Origin of the sequence: Pseudoxanthomonas mexicana (assembly GCF_046736355.1) — a bacterium.
In the GTDB taxonomy this organism is placed as follows: Bacteria; Pseudomonadota; Gammaproteobacteria; order Xanthomonadales; family Xanthomonadaceae; genus Pseudoxanthomonas_A; species Pseudoxanthomonas_A mexicana_B.
On the sequence record NZ_CP157201.1, the window covers coordinates 2,193,200 to 2,210,987 of the forward strand.

The following is a 17,788-nucleotide window of genomic DNA, read 5'->3' on the forward strand; positions in this document are numbered from 1 at the left end:
CCCTCGCGCGGCGCGCTGACCTTCGCGGTGGTCATCATCGGGCTGTTCTTCGTCGGCCTGATGGGCCTGCTGCTCTACGGCGTCAAGCAGTCCGGCCGCGCCGACCGCGAGGCGCTGCCCTCGCCGCTGATCGGCAAGCCGGCGCTGGCGTTCGACCTGCCGCTGCTGCACGCGCCCGAGCGCCGCGTCACCAACGCCGACCTGGCCGGCGAGCCCTACGTGATGAACGTCTGGGGCAGCTGGTGCCCGGAGTGCCGGGTCGAGCACCCGGTGCTGACCCGCTTCGCGCTGACCAAGCGCGTGCGCTTCGTCGGCTACAACCTCAAGGACGAGCGCGAGGACGCGCTGCGCTGGCTGGAGCAGTTCGGCAACCCGTACATGCTGGTGCTGGCGGACGTCGAGGGACGCACCGCCATCGACTGGGGCATCTACGGCGCGCCGGAAACCTTCCTGGTCGACGGCAACGGCGTGGTGCGCTGGAAGCGCGTGGGCGCGGTCACCGACGAGATCCTCGCCAACGAGCTGATCCCCGCGCTGGAGCGGATCGAGGCCGAACAATGAAGGCGCCCCGTCCTCCCTGTAGAGCCGAGCTTGCTCGGCTCCGCGATGCCGTGCCGAAGGGCAGCCGAGCAAGCTCGGCTCTACGCGCGGGACTGCTGGCGCTGCTGCTGTCGCTGCTGGCCGCCAACGCCTTCGCCCAGGCCGGCGATCCGGCGCCGCTGCGCTTCGAGGACGCGGCCGAGGAAGCGCGCTTCCACAAGCTCGCCGCCGAACTGCGCTGCGTGATGTGCCAGAACCAGTCGCTGGCCGATTCCAACGCCCAGATCGCCCAGGACCTGCGCCGCGAGGTGCTGGCGCAGATGCGCCAGGACAAGAGCGACGCGCAGATCAAGGACTACCTGGTCCAGCGCTACGGCGAGTTCGTGCTGTACCGGCCCGCGGTCAGCGCCGGCACCTGGCTGCTGTGGTTCGGCCCGGCGCTGCTGCTGCTGGCCGGCGCATTGCTGGTCTGGCGCATCGTGCGCACCCGCGGCCGCCAGCCGGTGGCCGAACCCGACGACACCCAGGAGTGGTGATGAACCTGTTCGCCGCCCTCGCCGCGCTGCTGACCGTCCTCGTGCTCGCCGCGGTGCTGTGGCCGTTGTGGCGCGGCGCGCGCGGCACCGTGGTGGCGGTCATCCTCATGCTGTCCGTCGCCACCTTCGCGCTGTACCGGCTGGTCGGCACGCCGGCCGCGCTGTCGCCGCACACGGCCGCCGGCGCGCTGCCGATCACGCTGGAGGACGCCATCGCCCAGCTGGAGGCCGAACTGGAGCGCCACCCCAACGAGCCGGAAGGCTGGCGCCTGCTCGGCCGTTCCTATGCCGCGCAACTGCGCCATGCCGATGCGCAGGCCGCCTTCGACAAGGCGGTGAAGCTGCTGCCCGACGATCCCGAACTGCTGGTCGAAGCGGCGCAGTCGCGCCTGTTCGCCAGCGCCGAGCGCAAGCTCGACGCGCAGGGCGTGTCGATGCTGGAGAAGGCGCTGGCGCTGGATCCGCCCAACCAGCGCGCGCGCTGGTTCCTCGGCGTGGCGCAGCGCCAGAACGGCCAGCCCGCCGAGGCCGCGCGGACCTGGGAACCGCTGCTGGCGCGCGTGGACGCGGCCACCGCCGCGCAGCTGCGCCCGCAGATCGACGAGGCCCGCGCGGAGGCCGGGCTGCCGCCGCTGCCGGCCGCCGCGCAGGCCCGACCCGATTCGACCGAAGCCACCGCCCACGCGGTGACGATCAAGGTGTCGCTGGATCCACAGTTCGCCAGCCGCGTGCGCCTGCGCGGCGACGCCAGCGTGTTCGTGATCGCGCGCATGGCCGGCGGTCCGCCGATGCCGGTGGCGGTGGAGAAGCATGGCGTGCAGGACCTGCCGCTGACCGTGGTGCTGGACGATGCCGACAGCCTGATGCCGACGCAGAAGCTCTCGGCGCTGCGCGAAGTGGAACTGGTCGCGCGGCTGTCGGAAAGCGGCAACGCCACGCGCCAGCCCGGCGATGTCGAATCGGCGCCGGTGCGCGTGCCGCTGCCGGCCACCGCGCCGGTGGAACTGGTGATCGGCGCGGCCGACTGAAGCCGCGCCGCCGTCGCGCCGCGCTGGCGCGACGCGCGCAATTCCCCCGGAAGGACGCTGTTTTCCCGTCATCGCCTGCCTGGCGCAGCGCGCGCAGCGGCTAGAATCGCCGGATGACCGAATTCGTCCCGCCGTCGTCCCGCTTCCACGCCCTGCCCTCGCCGTTCCCGATGAAGCGCGGCGGCCAATTGTTCGATGCGCGCATCGCCTACGAGACCTGGGGCAGGCTCAACGCCGCGTGCGACAACGCCATCCTCATCGTCACCGGCCTCTCGCCCGACGCGCACGCCGCGCGCAGCGACGACAATCCCGAGGAAGGCTGGTGGGAGGCGATGCTCGGGCCGGGCAAGCCGATCGACACCGATCGCTGGTTCGTCGTCTGCGTGAACTCGCTGGGCAGCTGCAAGGGCTCGACCGGGCCGGCGTCGATCGACCCGGCCACCGGCGCGCCGTACCGGCTGGATTTCCCCGAACTGTCGATCGAGGACGGCGCCGACGCCGCCTACGAGGTGGTGCGCGGGCTGGGCATAGATCGCCTGGCCTGCCTGATCGGCAACTCGATGGGCGGCATGACCGCGCTGGCGCTGCTGCTGCGCCATCCCGGCACGGCGCGCGCGCACGTCAACATCTCCGGCAGCGCGCAGGCGCTGCCGTTCTCCATCGCCATCCGCTCGTTGCAGCGCGAGGCGATCCGGCTCGATCCCAACTGGAACAACGGCCGGTACGACGAGGCGACGTACCCGGAATCGGGCATGCGCATGGCGCGCAAGCTCGGCGTCATCACCTACCGCTCGGCGCTGGAGTGGGACGGCCGATTCGGCCGCGTGCGGCTGGAATCTGATCGCCCCGACGAAGATCCGTTCGGCCTCGAATTCCAGGTCGAGAGCTACCTGGAAGGCCACGCGCGCCGCTTCGTGCGCCGCTTCGATCCCAATTGCTATCTCTACCTGAGCCGATCGATGGACTGGTTCGACCTGGCCGAGTACGCCGACGGCAAGGGGGAAGGCGACGTGCTGCGCGGGCTGGCGCGCATCCGCGTGGACAAGGCGCTGGCGATCGGCGCGACCACCGACATCCTGTTCCCGCTGCAGCAGCAGGAGCAGATCGCCGAGGGGCTGCGCCTGGGCGGCGCCGATGCGGCGTTCCTGCCACTGCCCTCGCCACAGGGCCACGACGCCTTCCTGGTCGATTTCGCCCGCTTCGGCCCGGCGGTGCGCGATTTCCTCGACGCGCTCTGAAAGGCCGGGCCAGCGAAGGCCGGCCAGCCAAACCCTGTGGGAAAAACGCACCCCGATGGCCCGCCCCGCATCCAGCTGCTAGATTCACCCGCGAATCCACCACGGAGGCAGCGCATGGCATCGACGACGCAGGAACTGGACGCCTTCGTGCGCGAGGCGCTGGCACGTGGCGCAAGCCGGCAGCAGACCGCCGATGCGCTGGCGGCGGCCGGCTGGCCGGCCGAGCAGGTGCGCAGCGCGCTGTCGGCGTATGCCGAAGTCGATTTCCCACTGCCGGTGCCCAGGCCGCGCCCGTACCTGTCCGCGCGCGAAGCCTTCCTCTACCTGCTGCTGTTCGCCACGCTCTACTACGCCGCCTGGCACCTGGGCAGCCTGCTGTTCGACCTGATCAACAAGGCCTGGCCGGATCCGGCCGAGATGGAATACCTCGCCTCGCGGCGTCCGTCGTCGATGCGCTGGTCCACCGCCTCGGTGCTGATCGCCTTCCCGGTGTTCGCCTGGGTCGCCCGCCTGCTCTCGCGCGAGCTGGCGCGCAATCCCGCCAAGCGGCTGTCGGCGGTGCGGCGCTGGCTGACCTACCTGACCCTGTTCGTCGCCGCGATGGTGCTGATCGGCGACATGACCACGCTGCTCTACAACGCGCTGGGCGGCGAACTGACCCTGCGGTTCGTGGCCAAGGTGGTCGTGGCCGGGCTGATCGCAGGCAGCATCTTCGGCTACTACCTGTGGGATCTGCGCAAGGAGGAAAAGGAACCATGAAGGGCTGGGGCATCGGCCATGCACTGGTCGCGCTCGCCGGCGTGGCGATCGTCGGCGCGGTGATCGCCGCGTTGATGGCGATGGGCTCGCCGGCGGCGCAGCGGGAAGCGCGGCTGGACGAACGCCGCATCGACGACCTGCGCCGCATCGCCCGCGGCATCGACCAGCACGTGCGCCAGCACGAGGCGCTGCCGCCGGACCTGGCCACCCTGGCCGGCCAGCCCGGGACCCGGCTGTCGCTGGCCGATCCCGCCACCGCCCGGCCCTATCGCTACAGTCCCGAGGCCGGCCTGCGCTACCGGCTGTGCGCGGTCTTCGCCACCGACAGCGCCCAGGCCGCCGAACGCTGGACCGACAGCGAATGGGCGCACGGCCGCGGCGAACACTGCTTCGCGCGCAAAGCGGAAAAGCCGCGCTGAACCCGCCACGGGCATCGCCGGGGCTGCCCGAAGGGCCTGCTGAACATCCTGCTCAGCCTTGCCTCCCTAGAATGACGACACATCTTCCTGGGAGGCTTCCCATGCATCTCGAATTTCCAGGCCGCGAGCGGCTGATCGCCGCGCTCGACGCGGCCGTCGCCCTGGGCGAGGACCGCGCGATCACCGACGCGCTGCGCAAGTCGCTGTGCGAACTGATGGACGATGCCGCCGTCGCGCTGCCCGCGGCGGTGATGGAACCGGTGGACGACCACTACGCACGCCGCGAGCTCCATGCCAGCCGCGAGCACGGCTATGCCGTCATTGCGATGACCTGGGCGCCCGGCCAGGGCACCATGATCCACGACCATTGCGGGATGTGGTGCGTCGAGGGCGTCTGGCGCGGCCGGCTGGAGATCACCCAGTACGAACTGGCCGAGCAGGACGACCCGCGCTACCGCTTCGTCCCGGTCGGCACCATCGAGGCCCGCACCGGCTCGGCCGGCAGCCTGATCCCGCCGCACGAATACCACACCATCCGCAACCCCAGCGACGAGGACATCGCCGTCTCGCTGCACGTCTACCAGCGCCCGATGGTCCGCTGCGGCATCTACTCCGACCACGGCGAAGGCGACGGCTGGCTGCGCCGCAGCGAGCGCCTGCTCGGCACCGACCCGGCGCACTGACGCGGCCCCCGCCCTCGGCTATACTTCGCCTCCGCGCCGAAGTGGCGGAATGGTAGACGCAGCGGACTCAAAATCCGCCGCCCTTAAAAGCGTGTGGGTTCGAGTCCCACCTTCGGCACCAGGCCTGCAAAACGCCCCTCGCCCTCGATGGCCCGGGGCGTTTTGCTTTCATGGCAACCGGTTCGCGGCTGGCCGTGGCCAGTGGCTTCGCCGCGCCGTCCGCAGGCTCCCCTGCCATCAGTCGTGGCTCCCTCGCCGCGCGGGCTTTGCTAGGCTTCACGGCGACAGCTCCCTCAAAGGCGCCTGCCATGAATTCCCACAATTCCTCTCCCCTCTACGGAAACGCCGGAGACGAACCGGCGGCACGCACGCCGCTGCGTCCGCTGCCGCAGGTCGATCTGTGCCGGCGCGGAGAAATCCGCGCGGAGAAGTTCATCGACGCGGCCACCGAGGTCTTCGCCGAGAAGGGCTACCGGCATGCGCGGCTGAGCGAGATCGTCGCGCGCGCCGGCGGTTCGCTGGCTACGCTGTACCGCATCTACGGCGACAAGGAAGGGCTGGCGCACGCCATCCTGCAGCGGCGGCTGGACTTCTACCTGCACACCACCCGCGACATCGACCTGTCGGTGCTGCCGCCGGAACAGGCGCTGCCGGCGCTGGCGCAGCGCATGGCCGAGCTGATGGCTCGGCCGGAGTCGCGGGTGATCTACCGGCTGGTGATCGGCGACGGGCAGTCGTTCCCGACGCTGCGCGACTGGTTCTTCGAGAACGTGGTCGGCACCTTCCGCGCCACCCTGGCCGGGTATTTCGACCGCCAGGTCGAGGCCGGGCGGATGCGGATGGCGTCTACACACAGCGCTGCCGCGCAGTTCTCCATGATGCTGTTCGGCGACATGGTCATGCGCCTTGCCAGCGGCATCACCGACCTGCCCGACCCGGATCAGCTCCGGGCCAATGCGCGGGACGCGGTGGAGCTGTTCCTGCAAGGCACGCTGCCTCGCTGACCCCGCCGGCGGGCCGTCCGGTCCCTTGCTGCGCGACGACATGGACCTGAAGAGCGGCTATCCCTACTGGGCGGTCAAGAACGGATTGATGCAGGCGTTCCCGCCGCTGCGCGGGGATGCGGCCTGCGACGTGGCCATCATCGGCGGCGGCATCACCGGCGCGCTGATCGCCGACGAACTGGCCGCGCACGGCCACGAGGTCGTGGTCATCGAGCAGCGCGACGTCGGCTGGGGCAGTTCCGCCGCCAGCACCGCGCTGCTGCAGTACGAGATCGACACCCACCTGGTCGATCTGGCCGCGCGCTACGGCGAGGATGACGCCGTGCTGGCCTACCGCGCCTGCGCCGAGGCGCTGGTGCTGCTGCGGGACAAGGCGCGGCAGGTGCGCGACGTCGATTTCGCCTGGAACGACAGCCTGTACTACGCCAGCAGGCGCCGCCACGCGCGCGATCTGGAAGACGAGTACGGCATGCGCAGGCGGCATGGCTTCGACGTGGAATGGCTGCCACGCGAGGCGCTCGCCGAGCGTTTCGGCTTCGACGCCCCGGCCGCCATCCTCAGCCACCAGGCCGCGCGCGTGGACGCCTACCGCTTCGCGCACCGGCTGTTCCAGCGCCTGGCCCGGCAGGGCGCGGCGATCCACGACCGCACCCGCGTCGCGCACATCCACCGGCACGCGCGCGGGGTGACCCTGACCACCGAGGGCGGCCAGCGCGTGCGCGCCGGCCACCTGGTGATGGCGGCGGGCTATGCCAGCCAGCAATGGCTGGACCAGCCGGTGGCGAGCAACCGCAGCAGCTACGCCTTCATCACCGATCCCGTCGAGCCGGGCAGGCTGGGTTTCCTGGCGGACACGCTGCTGTGGGAATCGGCGCGCCCCTACCTGTACCTGCGCAGCACCGGCGACGGCCGCCTGCTGGTCGGCGGCGAGGACGACGCCATCGACGTGCCCGCCCGCCGCGACGCACGCGTGGACAAGAAGGCGCGCGCGCTGTGCGGCAAGCTGCGCAAGCTGTTCCCGCAGCTGGATCTCTCTCCCGCCTTCGCCTGGGCCGGCACCTTCGCCGAGACCCGCGACGGCCTGCCGTTCTTCGGCCCGCACCGGCAGCACGGTCCGCGCATCCACTTCGCGATGGCCTACGGCGGCAACGGCATCACCTACAGCATGCTCGGCGCCGGCCTGCTGCGCGCGCGGATCGAGCGCCGCGCCCATCCGCTGGCGCGGCTGTTCTCCTTCGAGCGGCTGGATCGCTGACGCCGGCATTCATCGCCTGCACACGCGAGCCGTTCTAGCGTCGGCCACGCCCCATCGACGGAGAACCGCCATGCCCCGTGGAGAAAAATCCTCCTACACCGACAAGCAGAAGCGCCAGGCCGAGCACATCGAGGAAAGCGAACTCGAAAGCGGGCGCTCCCGCGAAGCCGCCGAGCGCATCGCCTGGGCCACCGTCAACAAGCAGGACGGCGGCGGCAAGCGCAGCGGGTCGGGGCGCAAGTCGTCCGCTGGCAAGGCGGCGAAGAAATCGACCCGCAAGCGCGCAGCCAAGAAGACCACCACGGCGAGGAAATCCGCGGCGAAGAAAAGTCCGGCCAAGAAGACCGCGACCCGCAAGCGCGCGGCGAAGAAAACCGCTGCGAAGAAGACCGCTGCGAAGAAGACAGGCGGAAAGAAATCCGCCGCCAGGAAGACTGCCAGGAAGACCGCCCGCAAATCGGCCGCGCGCAAGCGCGCGACGAAGAAAGCGGCGAAAAAATCCAGCTGAGCAAGTCCCAATGAGAAGGCCCAGTCTGTCCGGGAAGTATCCCGGATGGCTGGGCCCTCCGTTGTCGGAGACCTTCGGCATTGCGCCTCTTGGTTTTCCGACGCGTGCAGGCTAGCGCGTCGCGCGTTAGCAGAAAGTACAGGGACGCCGACCGTTCGTCGGCCATCCGGTACTCAGACCTCAGGGCCACCAGCCGCGGCCGGTCAGCGCGTAGCGGTCGGCGGCGCGTTCGAGCGGGTTGCGCACGCTGACCCCGCCGCACAGCAGGTACACGGGCAGGAACAGCGGTCCCAGCAGCATGTACTGCAGCACGTGCGCACGTTCGTGGTCGCACAGGCGGATGGCCGGGTGCTCGCAGATGCCGGCGCGGTGTTCGTAGGTCACGCAGTCCGAGTCGAGCGTGGCGCCGGTATGCAGGATGCTGTTGCCGAAGGTGATGGCCCCGCCCGGTCCCCACGGCCAGCGCTGGAAGACGATGGCCATGTCGCGCCGGCTGAAATGCGCGCGCGCGCCGAACGGCATCCCGGCCAGGCCGGCGAGCAGGCCCACCAGGGTATTGGGCAGCGTCCACGCCACGCCCAGGACGAGCAGTGTGCGGCGTACGGCCGGGTGCGCCATGCGCGTCTTTCTCCCCTCGCGAAATCCCGCGCCCATCTTCTCGCGACGGGACGGTCCGGGGGAATGGGCGTGGCCGCCTGCGCAGCGGGCGACGGGATGGCGCGAGGCGTCAGTCGGCTTCCTGCGGCATCAGCAGCCACAGGATGAGATAGACCAGGATGCCCGGGAAGGCCGCCGACAGCAGCGAGAAAATCACGTACAGCACCCGCAGCAGCGTCGGGTTCCAGCCGAAATGGTGCGCGATGCCGCCCATCACGCCGGCGATCATGCGGTCGTTCAGTGAACGGGTGAACGGTCGCGGGGAGGAAGTGTTCATGGCGTTCCCCTGGGGAGTGATGCGGCCAGTCTAGGAGCCGGAGGCCACAGGCCACGTGAAGCCGGCCTCCGGTTCCGGCTCAGCGGCCGGGCGTGCCGCCGGCCGCGCGCTGGCGGCGCAGTTGTTCGCCGAACCACTCGGCCGAGGCGCGTTCCGGCTGGCCGGCGCAGCGCACGCGGTACTCGCGCCCGCTGACGCTGCTGGAACTGGCGGCGCGCTCGATGAACTGCTCGGCGCTGTCCACCAGGTTCCTCTTCAGCAGGTAGTCGTACTTGCGCTGCAGGTGCCGGCGCGCCTCGGCGGCGTCGTGCCACTTGCCGTTGCGCTGGAACTGGCAATGCGAGCCGGCCAGCGCCGCCATCAGGCCGGCGATTTCCTGCTGCGCGCGCGGCGCGGGTGCGGCGACGGCGGGCGCCGGCAGCGCCAGCAGCAGGAGCAGGGCCGCGGCGGCCGCGGGCAGGCGTGGTGCAGCCCGCCCGCGCATGCCCAGCTGCATGAGCCGCTTCAGCCCGAGCGCCGCGCCAGCCACTGGTGGATGGCCGCCGGCACCTCGCGCTGGGCGCGGCTGGAGACGTAGATGCCGATGTGGCCGCCCTTGAAGCTCAGCTCGGTGTAGTCCTGGCTGCCGACCAGATCCTTCAGCGCGCGCGAGGCGTCCGGCGGCACCAGGTGGTCCTGCTCGGCGTAGATGTTGAGCACCGGCATGTCCACGTAGCCCAAGTCCACCGGCTCGCCGCCGATCTCGACGTTGCGGTTGACGAAGCCGTTGCCCTGGTAGAACTGCTTGATGAACTGGCGGAACGCCTCGCCGGCCAGGTCCGGCGAATCGAAGATCCACTTCTCCATGCGCAGGAAGTCCTCGACCGCGCGCTTGTCGTCGAGGATGTCGATCAGGCCGACGTACTTCTGCACGTTGAGCCGGAACGGCTTCAGCATCAGGTAGCAGGCGTTCATCATGTCGGCCGGGACGTTGCCCAGCGTGTCGACGAACAGGTCCACGTCCAGTTCGCGCGTCCATTGCGAGAGCATGTTGTCCGGGGTGTGGAAATCCACCGGGGTGACCATCGTGATCAGGTTGCGCACCTTGTCCGGATGCAGCGCGGCGTAGCACAGCGAGAACGCGCCGCCCTGGCAGATGCCGAGCAGGTTGACCGCGTCCACGCCGTGCGCCTGGCACAGGTGATCGACCGCGCCGTCGATGAAGCGGTTGAAGTAGTCGTCCAGGGTCAGGAAGCGATCCGAGCGATCCGGATAGCCCCAGTCGATGATGTAGACGTCCTCGCCCAGCGCCAGCAGGCCCTTGACCAGCGAGCGGTCGGATTGCAGATCGACCATGTACGGGCGGTTGACCAGCGCGTAGGCGATCAGCAGCGGCACCCGCGTGGTCGGCGCCTTCTCGCCGACGAAGCGGTACAGCGTCACCTTGCCGTCGCGCCACACTTCCTGCTTGTGGGTGGCGCCGTAGTTCACGTCCTCCACGTCGGGCAGCACGTGCAGGCCGGCGGACAGCTTCTGCTGCAGCGTCAGGGTTTCCTGCGCCAGCGCGTCCGGGGTGATGTCGAGGGGGAAGGTCATTTCCGCTTACTCCGCTTGCCGCCGGTCGCCGCCGGCGTTGCCGCCTGCGCGGCGGCGTTGCGCGCCACCCAGTCCTTCATCGACACGACGCCGGCCGGGGCGGCGGCGGCGGGCCGGGCTTTCGGGGTGCGCTTCGGGGGGGCCGCCGGCCGGCGTTCGACCTTGGCCGGCGACGATGCCTTGGCGGCCAGTTGCCGGCGCGCCGCCGGTGCGCGGCGGGCCTTGTCGGCCGTCTTGCGCGTCGCCGGGGACTTGGCGGCGGTGACCGCGCGCTTGCCGGCCGTGCGCGGCTTGCGCGCGCCCTTGGCCGGGGCGGCGGCGGGCCTTGCCGGTTTGCGGGCCGGCGTCCGCCGCTTGCCGGCGGCCGGCGCGTCGTCGTCCGCCTGCCTGGCGGCGACCGCGGGGCCACGCTTCGGAGACGCGGCAACGGCGCCATGCTTGCGCGGCGCGGCGGCGCGGCGGCGCGGCGGGGCTGCTTCGGTTGTTTCCACGGCCGGCGCGGGCGTCGCGCGCCCGGGCGCGGCGTCTGTCTTCGCCGCGGCGGGTGCGGCGCGCCTGGACGGTCCCGCCGCCGCTTGCGGCTGCGGCTGTGCGCTGCGCTTGCGCAGCGTGCGTTCCAGTTCGGCGATGCGGCGGTGGGCCGAGTCGATCTCGGTGCGCGTCGGCATGCCGAACAGGCCGCAGACGTGCTCGACCTCCTTCTGGATGCCCTGGCGCAGGCGCATCTGCGCGTTGGCCAGCGCGCCGAAGGCATGGCGGAACTCCGGCGAAAGCGCGGATTCGGCATAGGCCGCCTCGGCGGCGTCGATCCACGCGTCGAACAACCCGCGCGCGCTGCTGATGCGGTTGCCGTTCTCGGCGCGCGCGTGCAGGTCGCGCTCGAACACGTCCAGCGCGCGCTGCAGGGTGCCCAGCATCAGCGCGTTGTACTCGCCCTGCCGCTGCTGGTAGTCCTGCTGCGCCTGCGCCAGCGCCTGCCAGCGCTCCTGGTGCTCGCGCATCGGGCCGAAGGCCGGCATCTGCAGCCAGCGCGAACCGTCGCGGCGGAACGACTCCAGGTAGGGCTCGACCTGCCGCAGCCAGCCGTCGACCTGGGTCACGCCCGGCCCCTGCACCGCCTGGAACAGGTCGGCGAAGGGATTGTGGTTGTGCGCATGCCCGGCCAGGCCGAGCATCTGCTGCCAGGCGTTGCGGATGTCGCTGGCGCCGTGGTCGCGGCCGGCGAACTGCGCGGCCAGTTGCTGCATCTGCCCGTACCAGTCCTGCGACTGCCGCTGGAAGCGGCCGATCATCTCCTCGACCGGATGGCTGTTGCCCGGCATCAGCCGCGCCCACGCGTCCATCGCCTGCTGCCACCCGCCCGGGGCCTGCGGCTGCGCGCCCAGCGCGCCCTGCCTCAGCGCGTCGCTCCAGAGGTTCCAGTACTGCCGTGCCAGCGATTCGAAGTCGCCGGATGCTGCGAAGTTGGCCATGCGCCCTCCCTTTGCGGTGATTCTAGGGCGAAATCACGGCTTGGGGATGCGCAGGGTCTTGCTGATCATCAGCGTGCCGGAGATCAGGTACATCAGCACCAGCGGATGCAGTTGCCACGGCCCCAGTTGCAGTTGTCCCAGCCACAGGTCGGCGCCCAGGTTCCCGCCCCAGGCCGCCACCGCCAGCACGATCACCAGCAGCAGGCTGGTCGGGATGGGCGTGCCCTCGAAGTACTTCACCTTGTCGTCCCCGCCGGACAGGCTCTCGGCGGTGACGTTGTAGCGCGCCAGCCGGCTGACCCCGCAGGCGACGAAGTACGCCAGCACCACCGCGTCCCAGCCGCCCTGCATGCCGCAGGCGTAGGCCAGCGCGGCCGGGGCCACGCCGAAGGAGATCACGTCGGCCAGCGAGTCCAGCTCGCGCCCCAGCGTGGAAGCCTGCCGGCGCCAGCGCGCGACCCGGCCGTCCAGCGCGTCGAACACGAAGGCCAGCGGGATCAGCGCCATCCCGATCATCAGGTCGCCGACGATGCCGTCCTGCAGGAAGCGCATCGCCGCGAACACCGCGCCGGTGCCGCATACGGCGTTGGCCAGCGTGAACCAGTCGGCCAGCTGGAAGTCGCGGATCATCGAGAAGTGTCGGCGCATGGCGGTTCTTCGCGCGGGAAGGGCCTACAGGGTAAGGCCGGCGGCGTGAATGCGGGGAGCCTTCCTTCAGGACAACCACGGATTGTTCCCTGTAGAGCCGAGCTTGCTCGGCTACAGGGCAGAAAGGCAGCCGAGCAAGCTCGGCTCTACAGGGGGATCGGCGGATTCAGCGCGACGGCATCGCCAGTTGCGTGGCCTCCACCGCGCCGGCGCCGCGCGGCCGTGCTTCGACGACCGCATCGGCGGGCAAGGCGCCCTGCCCGTCCAGGTGCGCCTGCACGCGATCCAGCGCCGCGTACATGTACGGCAGCAGCGGCACGTAGCGCGCCCCGTAGGCCGGCAGCGCGAGGAAGGCGTCGAAATGCTGCGCTTTGCGCACCTGCCAGTAGCGCACGTCACGGCCGGCGGCGCGCGCGGCGGCGACGTAGGGCGCACTGCTGAACGCTTCCGGGACCAGGCCGTCGTCGCGGCCGTGGATGACCACCACCGGCAGCCCGGCTCGCGGCGGCGCGGCGGCGGTGGCGTCGATGCCCGCGCGCACGCGCAGGGCATCGGCGCTGTCGCCGGCCTGCAAGGCGCGCAGGCACTGCAAGCCCGGCAGGGTGAAGTCGGGCGCGGCGATGCGCGTATCGACGATGCCCACGCCGTTGCCCGGCGGGATGCCGCTGGCGTCGGACCACCAGGCCACGCGTTCGGCGGCGGTGGACGCGCGCGCGCTGAAGTCCGGGTTCTGCGCGGCGAACGCATAGCCGCACGGATGCTCGCCGACACCGTAGCGCCCATAGGCCGAGGCATAGGTCACCGCGATCGCGCGCCACAGGTCGAAGCCGACGCTGAGCGCGCCGGCGACCAGCACCTCGTGCGTCCAGCCATTGGCGAGCAGTCGCGCATGGGCCGAGGCGGCCTGCGCCTGCACGCTGTCGCCTTCGACCAGTCCGGCCGCCTTGAGCGAGGCGCAGCGCTGCGTCCACAACGGCTCGGCCTGCGCGCGCAGCGGCGGCTGCGGCAGCGCCTCGGCCGGCAGGTGCAGCAGCGCGCACGGCATCAGCAGCGCGGCCTCGGTGGTGTAGTCGTACAGCGAACGCGCGCCGGCCTGCCCGCGCGCCCAGACGTTGGGCTCGCCGGCGACCACCGCGTCCAGCCAGTCGCCCTCCAGTTCGGCCGCGCGCAGCACCGCGCCGCCGCCGTTGGAGATGCCGGCGGCGATGACGCGGGTATTGTCGAAGCGGAACGGTTTGGCCTGCGGGAACGCCTGCGACAGCGCGCCGAGCGCGAACCCGGCCGCCTGCTGCACGTGCCGGCCCCAGTCGGCCTCGGGGTTGTCGCGCGAGTGCGCGTGCTTGAACGCCACCCCGCCGCCGCCGGCCGCATCGGGCGCGAACGCGAGATCGCCGGCCTCGCGCGGGCGCGCCGTGCCGTCCTCGCCGAAGCCCGCCTGGCTGTCCAGGTCGAAGTAGTCCGAGCCGCCACCCTTGTCGGTGTAGGCCACCGCGCAGCCCTTCGGCAGCGCCCACGCGCCGGCCACCGCGATCGCGCCGTAGACGCCGCGCGAGCCGGACGAGGGCGCCACCACCACGCAGCGCCGTGTCTGGTCGAAATCGTCCGGCACCTGCACCAGCACGCGATGCGGCTGGCGCGCACCGGGCAGCGTGGCCAGCGCCGAGTACTCGCGCCCGGGCACGGCGGCCGTGCTGCCGTAGACCTGGCCGTAGCCGCCGCCCGGCGACAGATCGGCGATGCCGCGCCAGCTGCTCCAGATCGCGCGGCGGCGCAGTTCCCGCGCGGTCGGCCGCTGCGGGTCGGCGAACGCCGGCGGCATCATCGCGCGCAGGCCGTCCAGGCCCAGGCCGGCGGTCAGCAGATCGTCGCCACCGCGATGCTCGGTGACGCGCTGCGGTTCGATCATCGGCTCATCCCGGCTCATCCTGGCTCCGTCGGCGCTGGCGCATCCGGCCAGCGCCAGTCCCATCATCAACGCGCAAGCAAGTCGCGGCATGTCTTCGCCCACCGTTCCGGTCATTGCCCTCAAGCTAAACGCCATGTCCCGGGGTGTCATCGTACTTTGGTACCACGAACCGGCGCGGCGCGAGTTGCTACCCTACCCCGAAAGGAGACCCCCATGCAGCAGACCCACAGCTACCTGATCACCGGCGCGGCCAGCGGCATCGGCGCCGGCATCGCCCAAGAGCTGGCCCAGGCCGGCCGCCACCTGATCGTCAGCGATCTCGACCGCGATGCCGCCGAGACCGTGGCCGCGCGCATCCGCGCCGGCGGCGGCTCGGCCGAGTCGGTCGCGCTGGACGTGACCTCCGAGGCCAGCATCGCCGCCGCGCTGGCAGCGATCTCGCGGCCGGTGGACGTGCTGGTCAACAACGCCGGGCTGCAGCACGTCTCGCCGCTGGAGGACTTCCCGATGGAGAAATGGGATTTCCTGCTGCAGGTGATGCTGGTCGGCGTGGCGCGGCTGACCCGCGCGGTGCTGCCGGGCATGCGCGAGCGCGGCTTCGGCCGCATCGTCAACATCGGCAGCATCCATGCGCTGGTCGCCAGCCCGTACAAGAGCGCCTACGTGGCGGCCAAGCACGGCCTGGTGGGATTCTCCAAGGTCGTCGCGCTGGAAACCGCCGACACCGACATCACCATCAACACGGTCTGCCCCAGCTACGTCAAGACGCCGCTGGTGGACAGGCAGATCGCCGACCAGGCGCGCACGCGCGGCATTCCCGAGTCGGAAGTGATCGGCCAGATCATGCTCAAGCCGATGCCCAAGGGCGTGTTCATCGAGATGGACGAACTGGCCGGCGTCACCGCCTTCCTCGCCTCGCCCGCCGCGCGCAACATGACCGGGCAGTGCCTGGTGCTGGATGGGGGGTGGACGGTGCAGTGAAAGAGCAGGAGTGAGCGGAGAGGAGTGAGGAGTGAGCAAAAGCTCGCTTCCCACCCTTGCTTCCCTCACTCCTCACTCCTCTCCGCTCACTCCTCGCTTCATGCCCACCCTCCTGATCGCCGACGACCACCCGCTGTTCCGCGCCGCCCTGCGCGGTGCGGCGGCCGATGCGGTGGCGCAGCTGTCGGTGCTGGAGGCGGCATCGCTGGAGGGCGTGCTGGACGCGCTGGACCGGCATCCGGAAGTGGATCTGGTCCTGCTGGACCTGCACATGCCGGGCAACCACGGGCTGGCCGGGCTGGCGGCGATCCGCGCGCAGTACCCTGCGGTGGCCGTGGTGGTAGTGTCGGCCAACGACGATCCGCGCGTGGTCCGGCGCGCGCTCGACCACGGCGCGGCCGGCTACCTGCCCAAGAGCTCGGGCCTGGACGAACTGCGCGAGGCCATCCGCAGCGTGCTGGCCTGCGAGCAGTGGCTGCCGGCCTCGCTGCGCGCGGCGGTGGCGCGCGCGCAGTCCTCGCGGCACGACACCGAACTGGCTGCGCGGCTGGCCAGCCTCTCGCCGCAGCAGTTCCGCGTGCTGACGCTGGTGGCGCAGGGATTGCTCAACAAGCAAATCGCCGACCAGCTCGACGTGCAGGAACGCACCGTCAAGGCGCACCTGTCTGCCATCTTCGATCGCCTCGGCGTGCGCAACCGCACCCAGGCCAGCGTGGTGCTGCGCGAGCTGGAACTGAGCGATCCGGCGCGGCAGATCGAAGGCTGACACCGCGCCATCCACACCTTGCCCCTGTAGAGCGGAGCTTGCTCCGCTGCCCTGTTCGGGCAGGCCCCAGCCGAGCAAGCTCGGCTCTATAGCGCTTGATGCGTGCCGTTCCGATGCCTCGATGACGAACCTGCACACCTAGCTCCTGTAGAGCGGAGCTTGCTCCGCTGCCCCTGTTCGCACAGGCCCCAGTCGAGCAAGCTCGGCTCTACAGCAGCTGATGCGTGCCGTTCCGATGCCTCGAGGTACGAACCTGCACACCTTGCCCTGTAGAGCGGAGCTTGCTCCACTGCCCTGTTCGGGCAGGCCCCAGCCGAGCAAGCTCGGCTCTACAGCACCTGATGCGTGCCGTTCCGATGCCTCGATGACGAACCTGCACACCTAGCTCCTGTAGAGCGGAGCTTGCTCCGCTGCCCTGTTCGGGCAGGCCCCAGCCGAGCAAGCTCGGCTCTACAGCACCTGATGCGTGCCGTTCCGATGCCTCGAGGTACGAACAGCACACCTTGTTCCTGTAGAGCGGAGCTTGCTCCGCTGCCCTGTTCGGGCAGGCCCCAGCCGAGCAAGCTCGGCTCTACAGCACCTGATGCGTGCCGTTCCGATGCCTCGAGGTACGAACGGCACACCTTGCTCCTGTAGAGCGGAGCTTGCTCCGCTCCCCGCTCCGACAGAGCTGTCCATTTTTTCGCCATCCCGCTTGACAGCGTTGTGCGGCAAGGCGCGCCGGCGGTTATCCACATGTTTGCCCCGACGACATCCACATGCGCTGTGGACAAGCATCCGGAGGATGCGGAAACCGGAGCGTCATCGGCTGGCCATTTTTTCGCCACACCCCTTGACAGCCTTGTGCCACAAGGCGCGCCGGCGGTTATCCACATGTTTGCCCGAAGGCCGTCCACACCCGGTGTGGACAACGCGGGTTTCAGATGCGCGAATAGTTCCACGACAGCATGCGGCCGTCGCGGTACGGCATGACGCCGTGGAACGCGCGCGGATCGCCGTCGAACACCAGCGGCAGGAAGTGGCGGTCGCCTTCCCACAAGGGCAGTTCCATGATGCGCTCGACCGGCACCCATTCCAGCGTGCCTTCGGGGTTGCGCTCGAACGGCACGCCCGTGTACGCGGTTACCACGAACACGAAGCCCAGCCAGTCCTCGCCATGCTTGCCGAAGCCGGGCCAGCTGATGGTGCCGCGCAAGGCGAGCGCCTCGCATGCGATGCCGGCTTCCTCCAGGATCTCGCGGCGCATGCCGGCCACCACGTCCTCGTCGCGCTCGATCTTGCCGCCCAGGCCGTTGTACTTGCCCAGGTGCTGGTCGTCGGGGCGCGCGTTGCGATGGATCAGCAGCACCTGCGAGCGATCCGGCGAGAGCACGTAGCCGAGCGTGGCGACGATGGGGGTGTAGGGCATGCGCGAGGAACCGGGAAAACCGGTCGCCATTGTAAGGCGTATCGGCGAACCCTCCGGTGGGAGCGACGTCAGTCGCGACGGAATCCCGGTAAAGCCTCATCGCGACTGACGTCGCTCCCACAAGGCGG

General features: G+C 70.5%; 20 protein-coding genes and 1 tRNA gene. 13 read left to right on the forward strand and 8 right to left on the reverse strand.

Going from position 1 to position 17,788, the window contains the following annotated elements; genetic code table 11:
- Positions 1–60: 60 nt before the first annotated feature.
- The 11 genes from AAG688_RS10080 to AAG688_RS10130 all read left to right on the forward strand — a co-directional run bounded on the left by AAG688_RS10080 (position 61) and on the right by AAG688_RS10130 (position 7,970).
- Entirely contained in the window at positions 61–561 is a 501-nt protein-coding gene (locus tag AAG688_RS10080; RefSeq protein ID WP_411834985.1) for a DsbE family thiol:disulfide interchange protein, read from the forward strand.
- A 50-nt stretch (positions 562–611) separates the two neighbouring features.
- Complete coding sequence (locus AAG688_RS10085) at positions 612–1,076, forward strand: cytochrome c-type biogenesis protein (protein ID WP_411832137.1); 465 nt, start codon at positions 612–614, stop codon at positions 1,074–1,076.
- On the forward strand, positions 1,070–2,104 hold the full coding sequence (locus tag AAG688_RS10090; RefSeq protein WP_411832138.1) for a tetratricopeptide repeat protein: 1,035 nt from the start codon (positions 1,070–1,072) through the stop codon (positions 2,102–2,104). The genes AAG688_RS10085 and AAG688_RS10090 overlap by 7 nt, the downstream gene beginning before the upstream one ends.
- Positions 2,105–2,217: 113 nt before the next feature.
- Complete coding sequence (metX, locus tag AAG688_RS10095; protein WP_411832139.1) at positions 2,218–3,342, forward strand: homoserine O-acetyltransferase MetX; 1,125 nt, start codon at positions 2,218–2,220, stop codon at positions 3,340–3,342.
- 114 nt (positions 3,343–3,456) lie between these two features.
- Positions 3,457–4,101, forward strand: a complete 645-nt coding sequence (locus AAG688_RS10100; RefSeq protein WP_411832140.1) for a DUF5671 domain-containing protein — start codon at positions 3,457–3,459, stop codon at positions 4,099–4,101.
- On the forward strand, positions 4,098–4,520 hold the full coding sequence (locus tag AAG688_RS10105; protein ID WP_411832141.1) for a hypothetical protein: 423 nt from the start codon (positions 4,098–4,100) through the stop codon (positions 4,518–4,520). Before AAG688_RS10100 ends, AAG688_RS10105 begins: the two co-directional genes overlap by 4 nt.
- A gap of 101 nt (positions 4,521–4,621) precedes the next feature.
- Entirely contained in the window at positions 4,622–5,203 is a 582-nt protein-coding gene (locus AAG688_RS10110; protein ID WP_411832142.1) for a cysteine dioxygenase, read from the forward strand.
- A 35-nt stretch (positions 5,204–5,238) separates the two neighbouring features.
- Positions 5,239–5,324, forward strand: a tRNA-Leu gene (locus AAG688_RS10115).
- A gap of 187 nt (positions 5,325–5,511) precedes the next feature.
- Positions 5,512–6,207: a TetR/AcrR family transcriptional regulator C-terminal domain-containing protein gene (locus AAG688_RS10120; RefSeq protein WP_411832143.1), complete on the forward strand. Its 696-nt coding sequence runs from the start codon at positions 5,512–5,514 to the stop codon at positions 6,205–6,207.
- A 40-nt stretch (positions 6,208–6,247) separates the two neighbouring features.
- Positions 6,248–7,462, forward strand: a complete 1,215-nt coding sequence (locus AAG688_RS10125) for an NAD(P)/FAD-dependent oxidoreductase (RefSeq protein WP_411832144.1) — start codon at positions 6,248–6,250, stop codon at positions 7,460–7,462.
- Positions 7,463–7,532: 70 nt separating this feature from the next.
- Positions 7,533–7,970: a hypothetical protein gene (locus AAG688_RS10130; protein WP_411832145.1), complete on the forward strand. Its 438-nt coding sequence runs from the start codon at positions 7,533–7,535 to the stop codon at positions 7,968–7,970.
- 180 nt (positions 7,971–8,150) lie between these two features.
- Here the strand turns inward: AAG688_RS10130 and AAG688_RS10135 are convergent, their stop codons facing one another.
- The 7 genes from AAG688_RS10135 to AAG688_RS10165 form a co-directional block, all read right to left on the reverse strand.
- The gene (locus AAG688_RS10135; protein ID WP_411832147.1) at positions 8,151–8,588 is read right to left on the reverse strand and encodes a hypothetical protein; all 438 of its coding nucleotides are present in this window, start codon (positions 8,586–8,588) and stop codon (positions 8,151–8,153) included.
- Positions 8,589–8,697: 109 nt separating this feature from the next.
- A complete protein-coding gene (locus AAG688_RS10140; RefSeq protein WP_411832148.1) occupies positions 8,698–8,904 on the reverse strand; it encodes a PspC domain-containing protein in 207 nt (68 codons plus the stop codon).
- 79 nt (positions 8,905–8,983) lie between these two features.
- Entirely contained in the window at positions 8,984–9,400 is a 417-nt protein-coding gene (locus AAG688_RS10145; protein WP_411832149.1) for a DUF5329 domain-containing protein, read from the reverse strand.
- Positions 9,401–9,408: 8 nt separating this feature from the next.
- Complete coding sequence (locus tag AAG688_RS10150) at positions 9,409–10,479, reverse strand: class III poly(R)-hydroxyalkanoic acid synthase subunit PhaC (protein ID WP_411832150.1); 1,071 nt, start codon at positions 10,477–10,479, stop codon at positions 9,409–9,411.
- Positions 10,476–11,951, reverse strand: coding sequence for a class III poly(R)-hydroxyalkanoic acid synthase subunit PhaE (gene phaE, locus AAG688_RS10155; RefSeq protein WP_411832151.1), 1,476 nt, complete (start codon positions 11,949–11,951; stop codon positions 10,476–10,478). The genes AAG688_RS10150 and phaE overlap by 4 nt, the downstream gene beginning before the upstream one ends.
- 33 nt (positions 11,952–11,984) lie before the next feature.
- A complete protein-coding gene (locus AAG688_RS10160; protein WP_411832152.1) occupies positions 11,985–12,599 on the reverse strand; it encodes a CDP-alcohol phosphatidyltransferase family protein in 615 nt (204 codons plus the stop codon).
- Between the two features lie 166 nt (positions 12,600–12,765).
- Complete coding sequence (locus AAG688_RS10165; protein WP_411832153.1) at positions 12,766–14,523, reverse strand: 3-hydroxybutyrate oligomer hydrolase family protein; 1,758 nt, start codon at positions 14,521–14,523, stop codon at positions 12,766–12,768.
- Between the two features lie 195 nt (positions 14,524–14,718).
- On the opposite strand from AAG688_RS10165, the gene AAG688_RS10170 reads away from it, so the two are divergent.
- On the forward strand, positions 14,719–15,486 hold the full coding sequence (locus tag AAG688_RS10170; protein WP_411832154.1) for a 3-hydroxybutyrate dehydrogenase: 768 nt from the start codon (positions 14,719–14,721) through the stop codon (positions 15,484–15,486).
- Positions 15,487–15,586: 100 nt separating this feature from the next.
- A complete protein-coding gene (locus AAG688_RS10175; protein WP_411832155.1) occupies positions 15,587–16,252 on the forward strand; it encodes a response regulator in 666 nt (221 codons plus the stop codon).
- A gap of 919 nt (positions 16,253–17,171) precedes the next feature.
- On the opposite strand, the gene AAG688_RS10180 is transcribed toward AAG688_RS10175, so the two are convergent.
- The gene (locus AAG688_RS10180; protein WP_411832156.1) at positions 17,172–17,660 is read right to left on the reverse strand and encodes an NUDIX hydrolase; all 489 of its coding nucleotides are present in this window, start codon (positions 17,658–17,660) and stop codon (positions 17,172–17,174) included.
- Between the last annotated feature and the right edge of the window lie 128 nt (positions 17,661–17,788).